Annotated in this window: 16 protein-coding genes and 1 pseudogene; 13 read left to right on the top strand and 4 right to left on the bottom strand. The window is 73.9% G+C overall.

Annotated elements, in window-relative coordinates; genetic code table 11:
• Nucleotides 1-21: 21 nt before the first annotated feature.
• From OKX07_RS08185 to rbfA, 3 genes and pseudogenes are all read left to right on the top strand, one after another.
• Nucleotides 22-339 carry a YlxR family protein gene (locus OKX07_RS08185; RefSeq protein WP_416220846.1) on the top strand — a complete coding sequence of 106 codons (318 nt, stop codon included), beginning with the start codon at nt 22-24 and terminating at the stop codon, nt 337-339.
• A gap of 70 nt (nt 340-409) precedes the next feature.
• Nucleotides 410-3,345, top strand: a pseudogene (infB, locus tag OKX07_RS08190) (translation initiation factor IF-2).
• Between the two features lie 194 nt (nt 3,346-3,539).
• Nucleotides 3,540-3,980 carry a 30S ribosome-binding factor RbfA gene (gene rbfA / locus OKX07_RS08195; protein WP_265631332.1) on the top strand — a complete coding sequence of 147 codons (441 nt, stop codon included), beginning with the start codon at nt 3,540-3,542 and terminating at the stop codon, nt 3,978-3,980.
• A 92-nt stretch (nt 3,981-4,072) separates the two neighbouring features.
• On the opposite strand, the gene OKX07_RS08200 is transcribed toward rbfA, so the two are convergent.
• On the bottom strand, nt 4,073-5,605 hold the full coding sequence (locus OKX07_RS08200; RefSeq protein WP_265631333.1) for a DHA2 family efflux MFS transporter permease subunit: 1,533 nt from the start codon (nt 5,603-5,605) through the stop codon (nt 4,073-4,075).
• A 6-nt stretch (nt 5,606-5,611) separates the two neighbouring features.
• Between OKX07_RS08200 and OKX07_RS08205 the strand changes: the two genes are divergently transcribed.
• The 10 genes from OKX07_RS08205 (at nt 5,612) to OKX07_RS08250 (ending at nt 18,016) form a co-directional block, all read left to right on the top strand.
• Nucleotides 5,612-6,193, top strand: a complete 582-nt coding sequence (locus OKX07_RS08205; RefSeq protein WP_265631334.1) for a TetR/AcrR family transcriptional regulator — start codon at nt 5,612-5,614, stop codon at nt 6,191-6,193.
• Nucleotides 6,190-7,152 (top strand): tRNA pseudouridine(55) synthase TruB, encoded by a 963-nt coding sequence (gene truB / locus OKX07_RS08210; protein ID WP_265631335.1) that lies wholly within the window; start codon nt 6,190-6,192, stop codon nt 7,150-7,152. Before OKX07_RS08205 ends, truB begins: the two co-directional genes overlap by 4 nt.
• Before the next feature lie 154 nt (nt 7,153-7,306).
• Nucleotides 7,307-10,600, top strand: coding sequence for a glycoside hydrolase family 9 protein (locus OKX07_RS08215; RefSeq protein WP_265631336.1), 3,294 nt, complete (start codon nt 7,307-7,309; stop codon nt 10,598-10,600).
• Between the two features lie 125 nt (nt 10,601-10,725).
• Nucleotides 10,726-11,727 (top strand): bifunctional riboflavin kinase/FAD synthetase, encoded by a 1,002-nt coding sequence (locus OKX07_RS08220; RefSeq protein WP_265631337.1) that lies wholly within the window; start codon nt 10,726-10,728, stop codon nt 11,725-11,727.
• Between the two features lie 149 nt (nt 11,728-11,876).
• On the top strand, nt 11,877-12,113 hold the full coding sequence (rpsO, locus tag OKX07_RS08225) for a 30S ribosomal protein S15 (protein WP_416220868.1): 237 nt from the start codon (nt 11,877-11,879) through the stop codon (nt 12,111-12,113).
• Nucleotides 12,114-12,333: 220 nt separating this feature from the next.
• A complete protein-coding gene (locus OKX07_RS08230; RefSeq protein WP_265631339.1) occupies nt 12,334-14,565 on the top strand; it encodes a polyribonucleotide nucleotidyltransferase in 2,232 nt (743 codons plus the stop codon).
• A 1-nt stretch (nt 14,566) separates the two neighbouring features.
• A complete protein-coding gene (locus OKX07_RS08235; RefSeq protein ID WP_265631340.1) occupies nt 14,567-15,892 on the top strand; it encodes a M16 family metallopeptidase in 1,326 nt (441 codons plus the stop codon).
• Nucleotides 15,893-15,930: 38 nt separating this feature from the next.
• Nucleotides 15,931-16,758: a hypothetical protein gene (locus tag OKX07_RS08240; protein ID WP_265631341.1), complete on the top strand. Its 828-nt coding sequence runs from the start codon at nt 15,931-15,933 to the stop codon at nt 16,756-16,758.
• A gap of 11 nt (nt 16,759-16,769) precedes the next feature.
• On the top strand, nt 16,770-17,528 hold the full coding sequence (gene dapB, locus OKX07_RS08245) for a 4-hydroxy-tetrahydrodipicolinate reductase (protein ID WP_265631342.1): 759 nt from the start codon (nt 16,770-16,772) through the stop codon (nt 17,526-17,528).
• Nucleotides 17,525-18,016: a hypothetical protein gene (locus OKX07_RS08250; protein ID WP_265631343.1), complete on the top strand. Its 492-nt coding sequence runs from the start codon at nt 17,525-17,527 to the stop codon at nt 18,014-18,016. The genes dapB and OKX07_RS08250 overlap by 4 nt, the downstream gene beginning before the upstream one ends.
• 45 nt (nt 18,017-18,061) lie before the next feature.
• Here OKX07_RS08250 and OKX07_RS08255 read toward each other — a convergent pair whose 3' ends face one another.
• The 3 genes from OKX07_RS08255 to OKX07_RS08265 all read right to left on the bottom strand — a co-directional run bounded on the left by OKX07_RS08255 (nt 18,062) and on the right by OKX07_RS08265 (nt 19,748).
• The gene (locus OKX07_RS08255) at nt 18,062-18,613 is read right to left on the bottom strand and encodes a GNAT family N-acetyltransferase (RefSeq protein ID WP_265631344.1); all 552 of its coding nucleotides are present in this window, start codon (nt 18,611-18,613) and stop codon (nt 18,062-18,064) included.
• Nucleotides 18,614-18,747: 134 nt separating this feature from the next.
• On the bottom strand, nt 18,748-19,062 hold the full coding sequence (locus OKX07_RS08260) for an AzlD domain-containing protein (protein WP_265631345.1): 315 nt from the start codon (nt 19,060-19,062) through the stop codon (nt 18,748-18,750).
• Nucleotides 19,059-19,748: an AzlC family ABC transporter permease gene (locus tag OKX07_RS08265; protein ID WP_265631346.1), complete on the bottom strand. Its 690-nt coding sequence runs from the start codon at nt 19,746-19,748 to the stop codon at nt 19,059-19,061. The genes OKX07_RS08260 and OKX07_RS08265 overlap by 4 nt, the downstream gene beginning before the upstream one ends.
• Nucleotides 19,749-19,786: the final 38 nt, after the last annotated feature.

Here is a 19,786-nt window from a genome sequence, read left to right on the forward strand (position 1 = left end):
CGGAGATCTGCCCTGCTGAGGGTGGTGCTGACGGACGTCGGCGCGGGGGAACCCGTGCTCGTCGTCGACGAGCGCCGCCGGATGCCGGGCCGGGGTGCGTGGCTGCACCCCGACCAGCGTTGCCTCGAGCTCGCCGTCACACGGCGGGCACTCGGCAGGGCGCTGCGGTACACGGGCCCCCTGGGGACCGAGACCGTGGCCCGTGCCGTGGCGCGGCACGTCGAGCAGCAGGACCAGCCACAGCTCAGCAGCACGGTGCCGGGGATGCCCCCGGTACCGACCGTCGAGAAGGAAAGCGGGTTGGAAGCCGATGGCGACCCGATGAGCACCCACCGATGAGTACCCAGCGATGAGTACCCAGCACTAACGACGGTCCGACCCTGTCCGGGCGGACCAGGACAGGAGAGATGTGGCCAAGGTCCGCGTCTACGAGCTCGCCAAAGAGCTCGGGGTCGACAGCAAGACCATCATGACCAAGCTGAACGAGCTCGGTGAGTTCGTCCGGTCGGCGTCCTCGACCATCGAGCCGCCCGTCGTGCGCAAGCTGCGCGACACCTACCCGGCGGGGGGATCCGGCAGCGCCAGGTCCGCCGCGCCCGCACGCCCCGCAGCGCCCGCGCCGTCCGGCGGCACGACCGCACCGGCGTCCGCGCGTCCGGCGGCGCCCGCACCGGCCGCCCCCGCGCCGGCTGCTCCGCAGGCATCCGCACCGCAGGCTGCTGCTCCGCAGGCGCCCGCACCGCAGGCCGCTGCTCCGCAGGCGCCGGCACCCCAGGCTCCCGCGCCGCGGGCAGCCGCCCGTCCGCGCCTGCGGCTCCGGCGAACGCCGGCGCACGTCCGGCGCAGTCGGCGCCCGGCGCGCAGGGCGCCCGTCCCGGTGCACCTCGCCCCGCCCAGTCCGGTGGCTCGTCGGGCGGTGCCCGCCCGGGTGCGCCCCGTGCCGCGGCCCGGCCCGGCAACAACCCGTTCGCGCCCGCCCAGGGGATGCCTCGCCAGGGCGAGCGCCCCGGTGGCCCGCGCCCCGGTGGTCCGCGTCCGGGCAACAACCCGTTCGCGCCGTCCCAGGGCATGCCTCGCCCCGGCGACCGCCGCCCGGCCGAGGGTGCGCCCGCGGCTGCCGCGGGGGAGCGCCCGGGCGGTCCGCGTCCCGGCGGTCCGCGTCCGGGCGGTCCGCGCCCCAACCCGGGCATGATGCCCGGTCGCACCCAGAGCGGCGTCGGTCGTCCCGGTGAGCGTCCGGCCCCTGCCGGCCGTGGCGGTGCTGGTGGCGGTGGCGGTCGTGGCGGCTTCGGCGGCGGCGGCGCTGCCGGTCGTCCCGGTGGCGGCACCGGCCCCGGTGCCGGTGGCGGCGGTTTCGCCGGTCGTCCCGGTGGCGGCGGTGGTCGTCCCGGTGGTGCCGGTCGCGGCTCCACTCAGGGTGCGTTCGGCCGTGCCGGCGGGCGTCCCGTCCGTGGGCGCAAGTCGAAGCGGGCGAAGCGTCAGGAGTTCGAGCAGATGCAGGCGCCGTCGCTGGGCGGCGTGTCCGTCCCGCGCGGCAACGGCAAGACCGTCGTCCGGCTGCGTCACGGCTCGTCGCTCAACGACTTCGCCGACAAGATCGACGCCAACCCCGCGTCGCTCGTCACGGTGCTGTTCCACCTCGGCGAGATGGCCACGGCCACGCAGTCGCTCGACGAGGACACGTTCGGCACGCTCGCGGTCGAGCTCGGCTACATCATCGAGATGGTCTCGGCCGAGGAGGAGGACCGCGAGCTGCTCGGGGCCTTCGACATCGACCTGGACGCCGAGCTCGAGGCCGAGGGCGACGACGACCTGTCGGAGCGCCCGCCGGTCGTCACCGTCATGGGTCACGTCGACCACGGCAAGACCAAGCTCCTCGACGCCATCCGGTCCACGGACGTCGTCGCGGGCGAGGCCGGTGGCATCACGCAGCACATCGGCGCCTACCAGGTGCACGCGATGCACGAGGGTGTCGAGCGTGCGCTGACCTTCATCGACACACCGGGTCACGAGGCCTTCACGGCCATGCGTGCCCGTGGTGCCCAGGTCACCGACATCGCGATCCTCGTGGTCGCGGCCGACGACGGCGTGATGCCCCAGACGATCGAGGCGCTCAACCACGCGCAGTCGGCGAACGTGCCGATCGTCGTGGCCGTCAACAAGGTGGACCGCGAGGGTGCCAACCCCGCCAAGATCCGCCAGCAGCTCACCGAGTACAACCTCGTGGCCGAGGAGTACGGCGGCGACACGATGTTCGTCGACATCTCCGCGCTCCAGCGCACGGGTATCGACGCGCTGCTCGAGGCGGTCCTGCTCACGGCGGACGCCGCCCTGGACCTGCGTGCCAACCCGGACAAGGACGCGCGAGGGGTCGCCATCGAGGCGAACCTCGACAAGGGCCGCGGTGCCGTCGCGACGGTGCTGGTCCAGTCCGGCACGCTGCACGTCGGTGACGCCATCGTGGCGGGCACCGCCCACGGCCGCGTACGCGCCATGCTCGACGAGCACGGCGACACCCTGAGCGAGGCCGGTCCTGCCCGTCCCGTGCAGGTGCTCGGCCTGTCCTCGGTGCCCCGTGCAGGCGACACGTTCCTCGTGGCGCCCGACGAGCGCACCGCGCGGCAGATCGCCGAGAAGCGCGAGGCGGCCGAGCGTGCCGCCCTCCTGGCCAAGCGCCGCAAGCGCATCAGCCTCGAGGACTTCACGCAGGCGTTGCAGCTGGGCAAGGTCGAGACCCTCAACCTCGTCCTCAAGGGCGACGTGTCGGGTGCCGTCGAGGCGCTCGAGGACGCGCTGCTCAAGATCGACGTCGGCGAGGAGGTCGAGCTGCGCGTCATCCACCGCGGGGTGGGTGCCATCACGCAGAACGACGTCAACCTCGCCACGGTCGACAACGCGATCATCATCGGCTTCAACGTCAAGCCCGCCCCTCGTGTCGAGGAGCTGGCGGACCGCGAGGGCGTCGACGTGCGCTTCTACTCGGTCATCTACCAGGCCATCGACGACGTCGAGGCCGCCCTCAAGGGGATGCTCAAGCCTGAGTACGAGGAGGTGCAGCTCGGTTCGGCCGAGGTGCGCGAGATCTTCCGCTCCTCGAAGTTCGGCAACATCGCCGGGTCGATCGTGCGCTCGGGCGAGATCCGCAGGAACTCCAAGGCGCGCGTGCTCCGCAAGGGCAAGCTCGTCGCGGAGAACCTCACGATCGAGTCCCTCAAGCGGTTCAAGGACGACGCGACCGAGGTCCGCGAGGGCTACGAGTGCGGCATCGGCCTCGGGTCGTACAACGACCTGCAGCTCGAGGACCTCATCGAGACGTACGAGATGCGGGAGAAGCCGCGGTCGTGACGTCCGTTGCTCGGGGGTGAGTCGATCGGCTCACCCCCGGGCGGCCTCCGGGAGCGGTGCGGCGGGCCTACCGCGGGCCTGGCGGCCCGTGCCAGGCCCACCACGGCCCGCCGCACCGCTCCCTGCGGCCACCCTCGTCAGTCGTCGCGCCCTCACGCCCCCGGTGGGGGAGGGCTGGAAGAAAGGCATGACACATGGCCGACTCAGGGCGGGCGCGGAAGCTGCAGGAGCGGGTCCAGCAGGTCGTCGCGCAGATGATCGACACGCGGGTCAAGGACCCGCGGCTCGGGTTCGTGACGGTGACGGACGTGCGTGTCACCGGTGACCTGCAGCACGCGGACGTGTTCTACACGGTGCTCGGGGACGAGGACGCGCGGCTGGGGTCGGCGAAGGCGCTCGAGAGCGCCAAGGGCCTCATCCGCTCGGAGGTCGGCAAGCAGACGGGCATCCGCCTCACACCGACCTTGGCCTTCCACCTCGATGCGGTGCCGGAGACGGCAGCGCACCTCGAGGAGGCGCTCTCCGAGGCAGCCCGGCGGGACGCCGAGGTCGCCCGGCTGGCAGCCGGTGCGGCGTACGCCGGCGAGGAAGACCCGTACCGTCGTCCCGACGAGGACGACGACGCGGCGGTCTGACGCATCGCACGGACGACACGGGCCCCGTCCCGCGACCTCGGTCGCCGGACGGGGCCCGTCGTCGTACGTGGGGTGCGTCAGACGCGAGCCGGCTACGCCTGCGCGGTCGCCGACGCCGGCACGGACGTCGGCAGCGCTCGTCCGGTCGACCGCGGCATCGCGAGCGCGACGACGGCGCCGGTGGCGACGACCGCCGCTGCGACCAGCGCCGCGGGGCGCAGCCCGACCGCGAACGCGTCCGGCGTGAGCTCACCCCCACCGGCGCGGAACACCGCCACGAGCACTGCGATCCCGAGAGCGCCGCCGACCTCGCGCAGGGTGGCGTTGACGGAGCTCGCCGTCCCGTGGTCCGCACCGGCGACGTCGGCCAGGACGGCGGTCGCGGACGGTGCGAACGTCAGGCCCATGCCGACCCCGGCGAGCACGAGCCCCGGGACGAGCCCGGCATACGTCGTGGCGTCGCCGACGAGCAGCCCCAGCCACGCCAGGCCCGCGGCCTGCAGCGCGAGCCCCGTCGCCAGGAGCGGGCGCACGCCGAGACGGGGTGCGAGCGCGCCGGCGAGGGGGGCGACGAGCATCGGGGCCGCCGTCCACGGCAGCGTGCGCAAGCCGGCCTCCAGCGCGCTGTGGCCCAGGCCGATCTGGAGGTACTGCGAGAGCAGGAACACCAGCCCGAACACGCCGACCGAGAACGGCACGACGCTGGCGTTGGCGACCGCGAACGAGCGGATCCGGAACAGCCGCAGCGGCACCAGCGGGTCCGTGGTGCGGCCCTCGTGCCGCACGAAGGCCACGAGCAGCGCGACACCCAGCACGAGCCCGCCGACGACGGGGCCGGAGTCCCAGCCGTGGTCGCCGGCGCGCACGATCGCCCACACCGTGGCGAGCACGCCCGTCGCGGCCAGGGCCAGCCCGCGCAGGTCGAGGCGCTGTCGCCTGCCGTGCGACTCGGGCAGCGCGCGCAGCACGAGCGGCACCGCGACGATCGCGACGGGGACGTTGATCCAGAAGATGGCCTGCCACGACAGGCCGTCGACGACGGCACCGCCCACGACGGGGCCGAGGGCGATGCCCATGCCCGACACGGCGCCCCACACGCCGATCGCCATGGCACGACGTGCGGCGGGGACGGCGGCCGCGAGCAGCGTCAGCGACAGCGGCATGACCGCCGCGGCGCCCGCGCCCTGCACGGCGCGTGCCGCGATGAGCATCTCCGCGGTGGTGGCGAGCGCGGACGCGACGGAGGCGAGCGCGAACACCGCGATCCCGCCGACGAACACGCGACGCCGGCCCCACCGGTCACCCAGGGTGGCGGCGGCGATCATGAGCGACGCGAACGCGAGCGTGTAGGCGTTGACCATCCACTGCAGCTGCTCGAGGGACGCGGACAGCTCGGTGCGCAGGACGGGCAGCGCGGTGGTCATCACGAGGTTGTCGAGGGTCGCCATGAACATCGGCAGGGACGCGGCGACGAGGGCGAGGGCGGTGCCGACGGGTGTGCGCACCCGCGAGGCAGGCGGGCGGACGACGGGTGGCGGCAGAGGCGGGCTGACGGTCACGACGGGCTCCTCGGTTGGCATCGAATGATTACTTACTGCGAGACCGTAGGCATCCGCTGATAACATGTCAACATGTCCACCGCACCGAGCCGCGACGAGGCGGCCACCCGCATGACCGGTGACCAGCGTCGGGAGCAGATCCTGCTCGCGGCACGTCACGTCTTCGCCGAGCACGGCTACGCCGCAACGACCGACGAGATCGCCCGCGCCGCCGGCGTGTCCCAGCCGTACGTCGTGCGGCTCTTCGGGTCCAAGCGCGAGCTGTTCGTCGCCACGCACCGCCAGGCCACCCAGGAGGTGCTCGACACCCTCGGCGCCCCGGCGCCGGGACCCGACGCCGGGGGCGACATGGCCGGGGCGTACGCGGCGATGCTCGAGGACCGGGACCTGCTGCGGCTGGTGATGCACGGCTTCCTCGCCGACGACGAGGAGGTCGCCCGGCGTGCCCGGCAGACCCTCGGCGAGGCGTTCGAGCTGTTCCGTGAGCGCACGGGTGCGGGCGAGGACGAGGCGCGCACGTTCGTCGCGCAGGGCATGCTCCTCAACGTCCTGTACGCCGTGCGGACGCCCGAGCACCGGGGTGAGTCCGCGGCCGTCGACGCCCTGCTCGAGTGCGTGACGCGCGCCCTGTCGGCCGCCGGGTCGCGCGCGTGAGCGCCCCCGCGCACCGCACCGGGGAGCGCCCGGCGCCCGGTCCGCGTCGCCCGACGGCGCAGGACGGCGTGCTCGTCGTCGACAAGCCCGCCGGGTGGACCAGCCACGACGTCGTCGCGCGCGTGCGTCGCCTCGCCTCGACCCGCAAGGTCGGTCACGCCGGGACGCTCGACCCCATGGCGACGGGCGTGCTCGTCCTGGGTGTGGGGCGCGCCACCCGGCTGCTCACGTACGTGACGGGCGCCGACAAGGACTACACCGCCACGGTGCGCCTGGGCGTGGTCACGACCACCGACGACGCCGAGGGGGAGGTGCTCGAGCAGGTCGACGCCGCGCACCTGGTGCGCGGCGACCTCGAGGCCCCCGTCGCCGCGCTGACGGGCGACATCCAGCAGCGGCCCAGCGCGGTCTCCGCGATCAAGGTCGACGGGCAGCGCGCCTACGCGCGCGTCCGCGCCGGCGAGGACGTCGTCCTGGCGTCGCGCGCCGTCCACGTGGCGCGCCTGGCGGTCCTCGACGTGCGACCGGCGGTGGTCGACGGCCACGCGGTGCTCGACGTGGACGTCGAGGTGACGTGCTCCTCCGGCACGTACGTCCGCGCCCTCGCCCGGGACCTGGGAGCGGCGCTCGGTGTCGGGGGGCACCTGACCGCGCTGCGCCGCACCCGCGTCGGGGGGTTCGGGATCGCGCAGGCGCGCACGCTCGACGACCTGGCGACCACACCCGACGACGAGGCCGTGACCGTGCAGCCGCTCGCCGCCGCGGCGAGGTCCGTCCTGCCGGTGCGGGAGCTCACGGAGGCCGACGCGCGGGCGCTGTCCTACGGGCAGGGCGTGGTGCCGGCGGACGAGCCCGACGGGCCGGTCGCGGCGCTGGGGCCGGACGGCGGGCTCGTCGCGGTCGTCGAGCGGCGTGGCCCGCTGCTGCGACCGGCGGTCGTGTTCGCGCCGGCGACCTGACGGCTCCGGTGGCGACGGCACGAAACGATTCGACCCGAAGTGGGACGATCGACCTACTTCCGGTTCGTCGGGTTCGCACCTAGCCTGACGGTCGCAGGACGAGCGCACCGCACGCCGAGGTGTGGGAGCGCTCCCTAATCGACGGGGAGACGACGTGGTTTCTCGAGGGAACCGCCGCGCGCCACGCGCGGCGACAGCGATCATCAGTGCCGGTGTGCTCGTGGGTGTCGGGCTGCTGCCCGCGGCCGCGGTCGACGTCGGCTTCGACGACGGGCCGGGCGCGTGGATCGCGTACGGCACGGACGGTGACATCGACACCAGCACTGGTGCGCTGTGCGTCGACGTGCCCGCGGGCTCCGCGCAGTACGGCGTCGGCGTCGTGCTCAACGGCGTGGCCGTCGAGCAGGACGCGACCTACACCTTCTCCTACACGGCCAGCGCGTCCACCGACGTCACGATCCGTGCGCTCGTCGGCCAGAACGGCGCGCCCTACGGCACGGTCCTCGACACGAGCCCCGCCCTGACGGCCGAGCCGACCGCGGTCGAGGAGACCTTCACCGCGACCGCGTCCTACCCCGCAGCACCCACGGACGAGTCGCCCGAGGGGCAGATCGCGTTCCAGCTCGGCGGGTTCACCGCCGAGGCCTGGACCTTCTGCCTCGACGACGTGGTGCTGAGCAGCGACAGCGAGCTGCTGCCCCACACGTCGTTCGCCGAGAGCCTCGGCCCCTGGGGCCTGTACGGCACGGGCGACCCCGTCTTCGCGGACGGCGAGATGTGCGTCGAGGTGCCCGGCGGCAACGCCAACCCCTGGGACGCCGGTCTGTCGTTCACCGGTCTGCCGATCGAGGAGGGCGAGAACTACGTCCTGTCGCTGACCGGACGGACCGAGCCCGCGACGCCCGTGCGTGTCATCGTCGGCGAGGGCGGCGGGGCGTACCGCACGGTCCTCGAGCAGGCGGCCGCGCCGCTGGCGGCCGAGACCACCACCCTGACCTACCCGTTCACGTCGGCCCTGACGTTCCCCGCCGACGGTGAGGCGCCCGGTCAGGTCGCGATCCACCTCGGCAAGACCGACGGGTACACGTTCTGCCTCACGGAGGTGTCCTTGACCTCGACCGCCACACCGCCGCCCCCGTACGAGCCGGACACCGGCCCGCGGGTCCGCGTCAACCAGGTCGGCTACCTGCCGCACGCCCCCAAGCGCGCGACGCTGGTCACCGAAGCGACCGACGCCGTGGCGTGGCAGCTGCTCGACGCCGCGGGCTACGAGCTCGCCGCGGGCGAGTCGCAGCCCGTGGGCGCGGACGCGTCGTCCGGCCAGGACGTGCACGTCATCGACTTCTCCGACGTCACCACGACCGGCTCCGGGCTCACGCTCGTCGCCGACGGCGAGACGAGCCACCCGTTCGCGATCGCCGAGGACCTGTACGCGCAGCTGCGCTACGACGCGCTGAACTACTTCTACCTCGCGCGCTCGGGGATCGACATCGAGGCCTCCATCGTGGGCGAGGAGTACGCACGCGAGGCAGGGCACGTGGGCGTCGCGCCCAACCAGGGCGACACCGAGGTGCCGTGCATCGGACCGCGCGACTACTACGACGGCTGGACGTGCGACTACACGCTCGACGTCACCGGCGGCTGGTACGACGCGGGCGACCACGGCAAGTACGTCGTCAACGGCGGCATCTCGGTCGCCCAGCTGCTCTCCACCTACGAGCGCACGCTGCACGCACCCGGCGCCACCGCGGGAGCGCTCGACGACGGCACGCTGGACCTGCCCGAGCACGGCAACGGCGTGCCCGACGTGCTCGACGAGGCACGCTGGGAGCTGGAGTGGATGCTCAAGATGGTCGTGCCGTCCGGCGAGTACGCCGGCATGGTGCACCACAAGATCCACGACGAGGGCTGGACGGGGCTGCCGCTCATGCCGGCAGACGACCCGCAGGTCCGCTCGCTGCACCGGCCGTCGACCGCCGCGACCCTCAACGTCGCCGCGGCCGCTGCCCAGGGTGCCCGGCTGTTCGCCGAGTACGACGAGGAGTTCGCGGCGACGCTGCTCGAGGCGGCACGCTCGACGTACGAGGCCGCGCTCGCGCACCCCGACGTCTACGCGCCCGCCGCCGCGGGCAGCGACGGCGGCGGTCCGTACAACGACTCCGACGTGTCGGACGAGTTCTACTGGGCGGCTGCCGAGCTGTACGTGACCACCGCCGAGCAGCGCTTCGCGGACGAGCTCACGGCGAACGAGCACCACACCGGTGACGTGTTCGGCCCCGGCGGCTTCCACTGGGGTGGCACGGCGGCCCTCGGGCGCCTGACGCTCGCCACCGTGCCGAACGCCCTGCCGGACCGCGACGCGGTCCGCGCGTCGGTCGTCGCCGGTGCGGACGCCTACCTGGAGGCGCAGGCGGCCCAGCCCTGGGGCTCGGTCTACTCGCCGACGGGCGGCGCGTACGACTGGGGCTCGAACTCCTCGGTCGCCAACATCCTCGTCGTGATCGCCACGGCGTACGACCTCACGGGCGACGAGCAGTACCTGCACGGCACCCTCGAGGGCCTGGACTACCTGTTCGGGCGCAACGCGCTCAACCAGTCGTACGTGACCGGTTGGGGGACCGTGTCGTCCGAGAACCAGCACTCCCGCTGGTTCGCCGCGCAGCTCGACCCCGCGCTGCCGCACCCGCCCCCGGGATCGCTCGCCGGTGGGCCGAACTCGATGACCGGCACGTGGGACCCGACGATGCAGGCGACCCTGTCGCAGGGCTGCGCGCCGGCCATGTGCTACCTCGACGAGATCAGCTCGTGGGCGTCCAACGAGATCACGGTCAACTGGAACTCGGCGATGTCGTGGGTGGCCTCGTTCGCGGCCGACCAGAAGGACGGCGCGCTCGGCGCGGTCGCACCCGCGATCACGGCCGAGCCCACCGACGCCACCGTGGCGCTCGGTGCGACGGCGACGTTCACCGCGGCCGCGTCGGGGGCCCCGGCTCCCACCGTGCAGTGGCAGGTGCGCGACGGCGCGAAGTGGCGTGACGTGCCGGGGGCGACGTCCACGACGCTCTCGGTCGTCGCGACGTCGAAGACCGCCGGCGCGCAGTACCGCGCGGTCTTCACCAACGCGTCCGGCACGGCGACCACCCAGGTCGCGCGGCTGGTCGTCACGCAGCAGGCACCGGTGGTCGTCCGACACCCCACCGACGTGACCGGGCGGATGGGCACGTTCGTGTCCTTCACGGCCGCCGCGAGCGGGCAGCCCGCGCCGACGGTGCGCTGGCAGGTGCGCTGGGGCGGCGGCCAGTGGATCACGGTGCCGTTCGCGACGAGCACGACGCTGCGGGTGCTCGTCACACCGCTCGCGTACGGCACGCAGTACCGCGCGGTGTTCACCAACACGGTCGGGACGGTCGCGACCGACGGTGCGCGCCTGACGCCGCGGTTCCGCTGAGAGCACGCACCGCCCGTCCCCGCGCGCTCGCGTCGGGGACGGGCGGTGCCGTGCGTCGGCGCCCGGCGTGGCAGGCTTGTCCGCCGGGCCCCGCGACGGGCGGGCCGACGTGGACGGGAGCGGGTGTGCAGGTCTGGACCGACGTGTCGCAGGTGCCCATCGGGTGGGGGCCGTCCGTCGTGACGCTCGGCAACTTCGACGGCGTGCACCGCGGACACGTCGCGGTGCTCACGCGCATGGTCGAGGATGCGCGCGCCGCGGGTGCGCACGCCGTCGCGGTCACCTTCACCCCGCACCCCGCCCAGGTCCACCGCCCCGAGGAGGCACCCCCGCTGCTGCTGGGGGACGCCGACCGGCTCGACCTGCTGGCGGCCACCGGGCTGGACGCGGTCCTGCTGGTGACGTACACGCTGGACTTCGCCCGGCAGAGCCCGCAGGAGTTCGCACAGCGGTACCTCGTCGACGGGCTGGGCGCGCGCACGGTCGTCGTGGGCCGTGACGTCCGCTTCGGATGGCAGAACTCCGGCGACCTGTCGACGATGCGCACCCTGGGGGAGCGCCACGGGTTCGTCGTCGAGGTCATCGACGACGTCCGCCCCGGGGACGGCCCTGACGCTCCTGCGCACCGCCGCTGGTCGTCGACCTGGGTGCGCGAGCTGCTCGCCGCGGGCGACGTGCGGGCTGCGTCGGACGTGCTCGGCCGGCCGCACCGGGTGCGGGGGGTGGTGGTGCACGGCGACGCGCGCGGGCGCGAGCTCGGCTACCCGACCGCGAACCTGGGTCCGTCGGTCGGGATGGTGCCTGCCGACGGCGTCTACGCGGGGTGGCTGCGGCGTGGTGCGGAGCGTCCCGACGGCACACCGGTCCCCGCCGCCGACCGGCTGCTGCCCGCCGCGGTGTCGATCGGCACCAACCCGACGTTCGGCGGGCGCGTCCGCCGCGTCGAGGCCTACGTGCTCGACCGCACGGATCTCGACCTCTACGACGAGGAGGTGGTCGTCGAGCTGGTCGGTCGGCTGCGCCCGACGCTGCGGTTCGACTCGGTCGAGGGTCTGCTCGAGCAGATGGCGGCGGACGTGGACGACGTGCGACGGGAGCTGGGGCTCGCGTCGCCGGACCCGGTGTGACGGCATGAACGGCGGGCACTGGTAGGGTTGTCCACGCCGTACGACCGGCCGCGGACCGAGAGAGCCCGGGTGGACATGCCCCGGCGCACCGCGCAACGAGACACCTGAGGAGCACCGTGCCGCTCGACCTTGGCATCAAGCAGTCCATCATGACCGAGTACGCCACCCACGAGGGTGACACGGGCTCGCCCGAGGTCCAGATCGCGGTCCTGACGCATCGGATCAAGGACCTCACCGAGCACCTCAAGGTGCACAAGCACGACCACCACAGCCGGCGCGGCCTGCTGCTGCTGGTCGGGCGCCGTCGCCGTCTGCTGGGCTACCTGCAGAAGGTCGACATCAACCGCTACCGCGCCCTCATCGAGCGGCTCGGCCTGCGTCGCTGAACGACCCGCACCAGCCCGGACCGTGTCGGTCCGGGCTGGTCCTGCGTCGGGCCCGCCCCGTCGGGGCGGCCTGACGTGCACCACCGCACCACCAGCTCAACCACCGCGCCGACCCCGCTCGTCCGGTCCTCGGTAGTGGCCCTCGGAACACGTGTCCGGGTACCACGGTCGAAGACCGCCGCGGGGCAGGGCGGCGCCTTCGAGAACAAGGAGGGCACCCGTGGAGGGTCCCGAGATCCAGTTCGCCGAGGCCACGATCGACAACGGTCGCTTCGGCACCCGCACCATCCGCTTCGAGACGGGCCGCATCGCCAAGCAGGCCGCCGGCTCGGCCGTCGCCTACCTCGACGACGACACGATGCTCCTGTCGGCCACGACGGCCGGCAAGCACCCGCGTGAGCAGTTCGACTTCTTCCCCCTGACGGTCGACGTCGAGGAGCGCCAGTACGCGGCCGGCAAGATCCCCGGCTCGTTCTTCCGCCGTGAGGGCCGTCCCTCGACCGAGGCGATCCTGGCCTGCCGGCTGACCGACCGCCCCCTGCGTCCCCTGTTCGTCAAGGGCCTGCGCAACGAGGTCCAGGTCGTCGTGACGGTCCTGTCGATCAACCCCGACGACGCGTACGACGTGCTCGCGATCAACGCGGCGTCGATGTCGACGCAGCTGTCCGGCCTGCCGTTCTCCGGCCCGGTCGCCGCGACGCGCCTCGCGCTCGTCGACGGCCACTGGATCGCGTTCCCGCGCTACTCCGAGCGCGAGCGCGCCACGTTCGACCTCGTCGTGGCCGGCCGCGTCGTCGGCGACGACGTCGCCATCGCGATGATCGAGGCCGAGGCGCCCGAGGGCGCCTGGAACCTCATCCACGGCGGCGGCGGTGTCGCGCCGACCGAGGAGGTCGTCGCCCAGGGCATCGAGGCGTCCAAGCCGTTCATCCGCGCGATCTGCGAGGCGCAGCAGCAGCTCGCCGCGTCGTCGGCCAAGGAGACCAAGGTCTTCCCGACGTTCCCCGAGTACCAGCCCGACGTGTACTCCGCCGTGGAGCAGGCCGCCACGACGCGCCTGTCCGACGCGCTGACGATCGCCGACAAGCAGCAGCGCGAGACGCGCCTCGACGAGATCAAGGGCGAGGTCCAGGCCGAGCTCGCCGAGGAGTTCGAGGGTCGCGACAAGGAGGTCTCGGCGGCGTACCGGTCTCTCCAGAAGACGCTGATCCGCCACCGCATCCTCACCGACGGCTTCCGCATCGACGGTCGCGGCCTGCGGGACATCCGCACGCTCTCGGCCGAGGTCGAGGTCCTGCCCCGCGCCCACGGCTCGGCCCTGTTCGAGCGCGGCGAGACCCAGATCCTGGGTGTCACCACGCTGAACATGCTGCGCATGGAGCAGCAGATCGACTCGCTCTCCCCGGAGACGCGCAAGCGCTACATGCACCACTACAACTTCCCGCCGTACTCCACCGGGGAGACGGGCCGCGTCGGTTCGCCGAAGCGTCGCGAGATCGGCCACGGCGTGCTCGCCGAGCGTGCGATCGTCCCCGTCCTGCCGGCCCGCGAGGACTTCCCCTACGCGATCCGTCAGGTCTCCGAGGCGCTGGGCTCCAACGGCTCGACGTCGATGGGCTCGGTCTGCGCCGCGACGCTGTCGCTGCTCAACGCCGGTGTCCCGCTGCGTGCGCCCGTGGCGGGCATCGCGATGGGTCTGGTCTCCGACACGGTCGACGGTGAGACCCGCTACGCGGCCCTCACCGACATCCTCGGTGCCGAGGACGCCTTCGGCGACATGGACTTCAAGGTCGCCGGCACGCGGGAGTTCGTCACCGCGATCCAGCTCGACACCAAGCTCGACGGCATCCCGACCTCGGTCCTCGCCGGCGCGCTGACGCAGGCCAAGGAGGCGCGCCTCGCGATCCTCGACGTCATCGCCGAGGCGATCGACGTGCCCGACGAGATGAGCCCGTTCGCTCCTCGCGTCATCTCGGTGAAGGTGCCGGTCGACAAGATCGGCGAGGTCATCGGCCCGAAGGGCAAGATGATCAACCAGATCCAGGAGGAGACCGGCGCCGACATCTCCATCGAGGACGACGGCACGGTCTACATCGGCGCCACCGACGGTCCGTCGGCGGAGGCCGCGCGGGCGGCGATCAACGCGATCGCCAACCCGCACATGCCCGAGATCGGCGAGCGCTTCGTCGGGACCGTGGTCAAGACGACGACCTTCGGCGCGTTCGTGTCGCTGTCGCCGGGCAAGGACGGTCTGCTGCACATCTCGCAGATCCGCAAGCTCGTCGGTGGCAAGCGCGTCGAGAACGTCGAGGACGTCCTGGCGATCGGCCAGAAGGTCCAGGTCGAGATCGGCGAGATCGACCCGCGCGGCAAGCTGTCGCTGCACGCGGTGCTCGACGAGGCCGAGGGTGAGGGCCAGCCGGCCGCCGAGCCGGCGACCGCCGACGCCTGACGTGCCGCAGATCCTGCCGCTCGTCGCACCCGGGGCACCGGGTGCCGAGCTCGTCGTCGGGCAGGACGGTGGCGCCGCCGTGCGGCGCTCCGTCCTGCCCGGCGGGGTCCGGGTCCTGACCGAGGTCATGCCCGGGCTTCGCTCGGCCACCGTCGGTGCGTGGGTCGGCATCGGGTCCCGTGACGAGACGTCGGGGCACTTCGGCTCGACGCACTTCCTCGAGCACCTGCTGTTCAAGGGCACCGCGCGCCGGTCGGCCATGGACATCGCGGAGGCGTTCGACGCCGTCGGTGGCGAGGCCAACGCCGCGACCGGCAAGGAGCACACGTGCTACTACGCACGGGTGCTCGACACGGACGTGCCCATGGCCCTCGACGTCATCGCCGACATGGTCACGTCGGCCCGGCTCGACGTGGACGAGCTGGAGACCGAGCGCGGGGTCATCCTCGAGGAGCTCGCGATGAACGACGACGACCCGTCGGACGTCGCCCACGAGCAGTTCGCCACCGCGGTCTTCGGCGACACCCCGCTCGGCCGCCCCATCGGGGGTACCCCGCACACCATCCGCTCGGTGCCGCGCGACGCCGTGTGGGAGCACTACCGCGAGCACTACCGACCCGACACGCTCGTCGTGACCGCTGCCGGCGGCATCGACCACGACACGCTGTGCGCGCAGGTCGAGGCGGCGCTGCGTGCCGGGGGCTGGGCGCTCGACGCCGCGGCAGTCCCGGCGGGCCGTCGACCTGTCGGCGCGCCCGGTGCGGCGACGCCCGGTGTCGAGCTGACGGTCCGGCGTCCCACCGAGCAGGCCAACGTCATCGTCGGTGGCACGTGCCTGAACGCGACCGACGAACGTCGGTTCGTCCTGTCGGTGCTCAGCGCGGCGCTCGGCGGCGGGATGTCGTCCCGCCTGTTCCAGGAGATCCGCGAGAAGCGTGGTCTGGCCTACTCGACGTACTCCTTCGCCAGCGGCCACGCGGAGACGGGCATGTTCGGCCTGTACGCGGGGTGCACGCCCGGCAAGGTCGACGAGGTCACCGCGCTCATGGTCGCGGAGCTCGAGCGCATGGCCGACGAGCCGATGGGCGCCTCCGAGCTCGCGCGCAGCATCGGGCAGCTCTGCGGCGGTCTGGTGCTCGGCATGGAGGACACCGGGTCGCGGATGAGCCGCCTCGGTCGGGCCGAGCTGGTGCACGGCGAGCTGCTCGACCTCGACGAGTCGCTGGAGCGCATCCGGGCCGTCACCGCACCGCAGGTGCAGGAGCTCGCGGCCGAGCTGGCCGGGGCACCGCGCAGCGTCGTGCGGGTAGGACCGTTCGGCGACTGACCTGCCCCGTGCGGGCCCCGCGCGCGGCATGATGAGGCATGGTCGTCGCCGTGGACTCGTACCGCCGCTTCCCCGTGCCCGCCGCGCTGGCCGGCATCGCCGAGCACGCCTGGGTCGCCCGCCACGACGGTGGGAGCCCGCACACCGAGGTGCTGCTGCCCGACGGCCGGGGACTGGTGCAGGTCGTGCGCGGCACGGGAGGCCAGGTCGTCGACCCGTTGACGGGGGAGCGCACGCCCGACCGGGACGGCCTGCGCAGCGCGTGGACGCGCGTCGTGGTCGCCGAGCAGACCGGACCGGTGGCCCGGCTCGGCGTGCAGCTGCACCCCCTCGGCCTGGCGCGGCTGCGCGAGGCGCGCCCCGTCGCCGACACGTGGCTCCCGCTCGGGGAGGTGCTCGGCACCGAGGTCGTGACGTCGGCCGGTGAGGTGCTCGCCGCCGGCGACGACGACGCCGCGGTGGCCGCGGTGCTCGCCGGGCTCGCGGCGCTGCCCCGCCGCTCGGGCGCGGACCTCGACCACCTCGAGGACGCCCTGCGGTACGTCGACGAGCGGCGCGGGCTGGTCCGCGCCACGGACGTGGCCCGCGAGGTGGCCACGAGCCTGGGCGAGCTGCACCGCTGGTGCGCGCACCTGCTAGGCATGGCGCCCGCGCAGTACCTGTCCGCCGTGCGGTTCAGCACGTTCGTGCGCGAGTCGGTCGGCGCCGGGCCCGTCGACGCCGCCGCCACGGTCGCCGCGATCGAGTGGTTCGTCGGTGCCGGCTACCCGCCACGCGAGGTCGAACGGTTCAGCGGCCTGCCCCCGGTCGAGCTGCGGCGTCTCGCCGAGCACCTCGCGCAGCGTCTGGCAGCGGGCGGCCGCTAGGGTTCCGTGCCGTGAGCGAACCGATCCGCGTAGCCGTGCTGGGAGCGTCAGGGCGCATGGGCGCCACCACCGTGGACGCCGTCCGCGCGGCCGACGGCCTGGAGCTCGTCGCGGCACTCGACGTCGGTGACGACCTGCGGGCCCTCGTCGACGCGGGTGCGCAGGTCGCCGTCGACTTCACGGTGCCGTCGGTCACCGAGCAGCACGTGCACACGCTCGTCGACGCGGGCGTGCACGCCGTCGTCGGCACGACCGGGTGGGACGACGCCGCGCTGGGTCGCGTGCGCGACCACCTGACGCGCGTGCCCGGGGTCGGCGTGGTCGTCGCCCCGAACTTCGCGCTCGGCGCGGTCCTGGCCATGTCGTTCGCACGGCAGGCCGCCCGCTGGTTCGAGTCCGTCGAGGTCGTCGAGCTGCACCACCCGGACAAGGTCGACGCACCGTCGGGGACGGCACGCCACACCGCGCAGGGCATCGCGGCGGTCCGCGCCGCTGCAGGCCTGGGCCCCGTGCCGGACGCCACGACGCAGAGCCTCGACGGCGCGCGCGGCGCGGACGTCGACGGGGTGCGGGTGCACGCCGTCCGGCTGCGGGGGCTCGTCGCGCACGAGGAGATCCTGCTGGGCAACCCGGGCGAGATGCTGACGATCCGCCACGACTCGTTCGACCGCGTCAGCTTCATGCCCGGCGTGCTGCTGGCCGTGCGGCGCGTCGCGGACGTCCCGGGCCTGACGGTGGGGCTGGACGAGCTGCTGGGGCTGCAGGCGTGAACGAGCAGCGGCCCGCGCGACGCCGTCGCACCGGCCTGGTCGCCGCCCTCGCGCTGACGGCGCTGCTCGCGATCTACGTGTGGCTGGTCGCGCTGCGGGCGGTGCAGCTCGTCCGGACGGGCGAGACCATCGGGGTCGTGCTGGGCCTCGCGCTGCTCGTGGGGCCGCTGCTGGTGCTCGGGCTGATCGCACGCGAGTGGTTGCTGGCGCTCGACGTGCAGCGCATGGCCGACGTCCTGGCCGCGGCCGGTGAGCTGCCGGTGGACGACCTGCCGCGCTCACCCGGCGGACGCGTCGACCGTGCGGCCGCGCGGGCGGCGTTCGACCCGCACCGCGCACGCGTCGAGGAGGAGCCGGGGGAGTGGCGCGCCTGGTACCACCTGGCGTTCGCGTACGACGCGGCGGGGGACCGCTCACGTGCGCGGGCGGCGCTGCGCACCGCGAGCCGCCTGCACAAGGGGCGTCCCGCGAGCCCCGACCTGCCCTGACCTGCTCCGACGGGATCTGACCTGCTCGACGGGACCGCCCCGGGGTCAGATGCCCGCGTACCAGCGGTGCTCGGTGACGACGTGCGCCTCCTCGTCCGGGCCCGGACCGGTCGCGAGCCGGCGGGTGCGGCCGTCCGGCCCCAGGCCCGACCCGGACAGGAACTGCTCGCGCGCCGCGTCGCCGTCGACGACCCACGTCTGCACCTGGTCCGCCCCGTCGGCCCGCAGCAGGTCCACGGCAGCGGCCAGCAGGCGGGACCCGTGGCCGGAGCGCTGGTCCGGCGGGTCGACCTCGAGCGCGAGGACCACACCGCCCGGGGCCTGCATCGGATCGGAGGGCGCGACCGGTGCGACCGAGGCGACGCCGACGACGCGGGGCCCGTCGCACGCGACGAGCACGTGGTAGCCCGGTCCGGGCGGCGCGGTCACGGCCTGCCGCCACTGGGCGACGAACGCCTGCTCGTCGAGGGAGTCGAGAACGACCTCACCGAGGACCTCGGCGTGGGACACGCGCCAGGCCGCGAGCTGGATGCGGGCGATGCGGGTCTCGTCACCCGGGATCGCGGGACGGACCGACACGTCGGCGGTGGGCAGCACCCGGTGAGCCTAACCCGGTGCCCGCGGGCCACGTACGGACCGCGACTGCCCCCGCCCGGCCCTGCCCAGCTCGACCTTCGGCGGCATCCGCGCCACCAGGAGCCGCCGACGTGCGCGCTCGCCGGCCAGCGACGTCAGGGCATGCCGAGCAGCCGCAGCCCGGCGGCCGTCACGGCGCCGAGCAGCACGACCACGATGAACGGTGCGCGCAGCACGAGCGCCACGGCCGCGACGGCCAGCGCGGGCAGCCGCGCGTCCACGACGACCTCGCCGCCGCTCGTCGCCGTCTGCACCGCCACGAGCGCGGACAGCAGCGCGACCGTGACGAGCGCCGCGACGCGGGCCACCCGCGGCTGCGCGAGCCAGTGCTCGGGCAGCACGTGACCTGCGAGCTTGATCGCCAGGCAGGCCAGCCCCGCCAACAGGACGGCGCCCCACAGCGCGGTCATGTCGTCTCCGTCGCGGGGCGGTCGGACGTGACGAGCCCGACGACGACGGCCACGAGAGCGGCCAGCAGCACCGGGACGCCGGTCGGCAGCACGGGTGTCGTCGCGAGCGCCACCACGACGGCCGCAGCGGCGACGCCCTGCGCGGCGCGACCCGCGAGCCGCGGCCAGACGAGCGCCAGGAACGCCGCGCCCGCCGCTGCGTCGAGGCCGTAGGTGCGCGGGTCGCCCAGGCGGTCACCGGCGAGCGCCCCGAGCAGGGTGAACAGGTTCCACAGCACGAAGACGCCGACCCCGGTCCACCAGAACCCGACGCGGGCGGCGACCCGCGTCGGCTGCGCGGTGGCGACGGCCGTCGACTCGTCGATCGTCAGGTGCGCGGCCGGCCCGCGCCAGCGCCACGGCAGGTCGAGCAAGGGCGTCAGCTGCGCGCCGTACAACGCGTTGCGTGCCCCCAGCAGCGCGGCGGACGCGACGGCGGCGCCCGCGGCTCCGCCGGCGCCCACGACCCCGATGAACGCGAACTGCGACCCGCCGGAGAACATCAGCAGGCTCAGCGCCATCGTCTGGGGGACCGTCAGGCCCGCCGCCACCGACAACGCACCGAAGGAGACGCCGTACAGGCCCGTCGCGAGCGACACCGAGACCGCCTGCCGACGCACGACGGGCAGCGGGTCGGGCGGCGTCACGCGGTCACTGTCGCACACCCCCGACGCCCGCCGGTGCC

The sequence above is a fragment of the Cellulomonas sp. S1-8 genome, assembly GCF_026184235.1.
GTDB lineage: Bacteria > Actinomycetota > Actinomycetes > Actinomycetales > Cellulomonadaceae > Cellulomonas.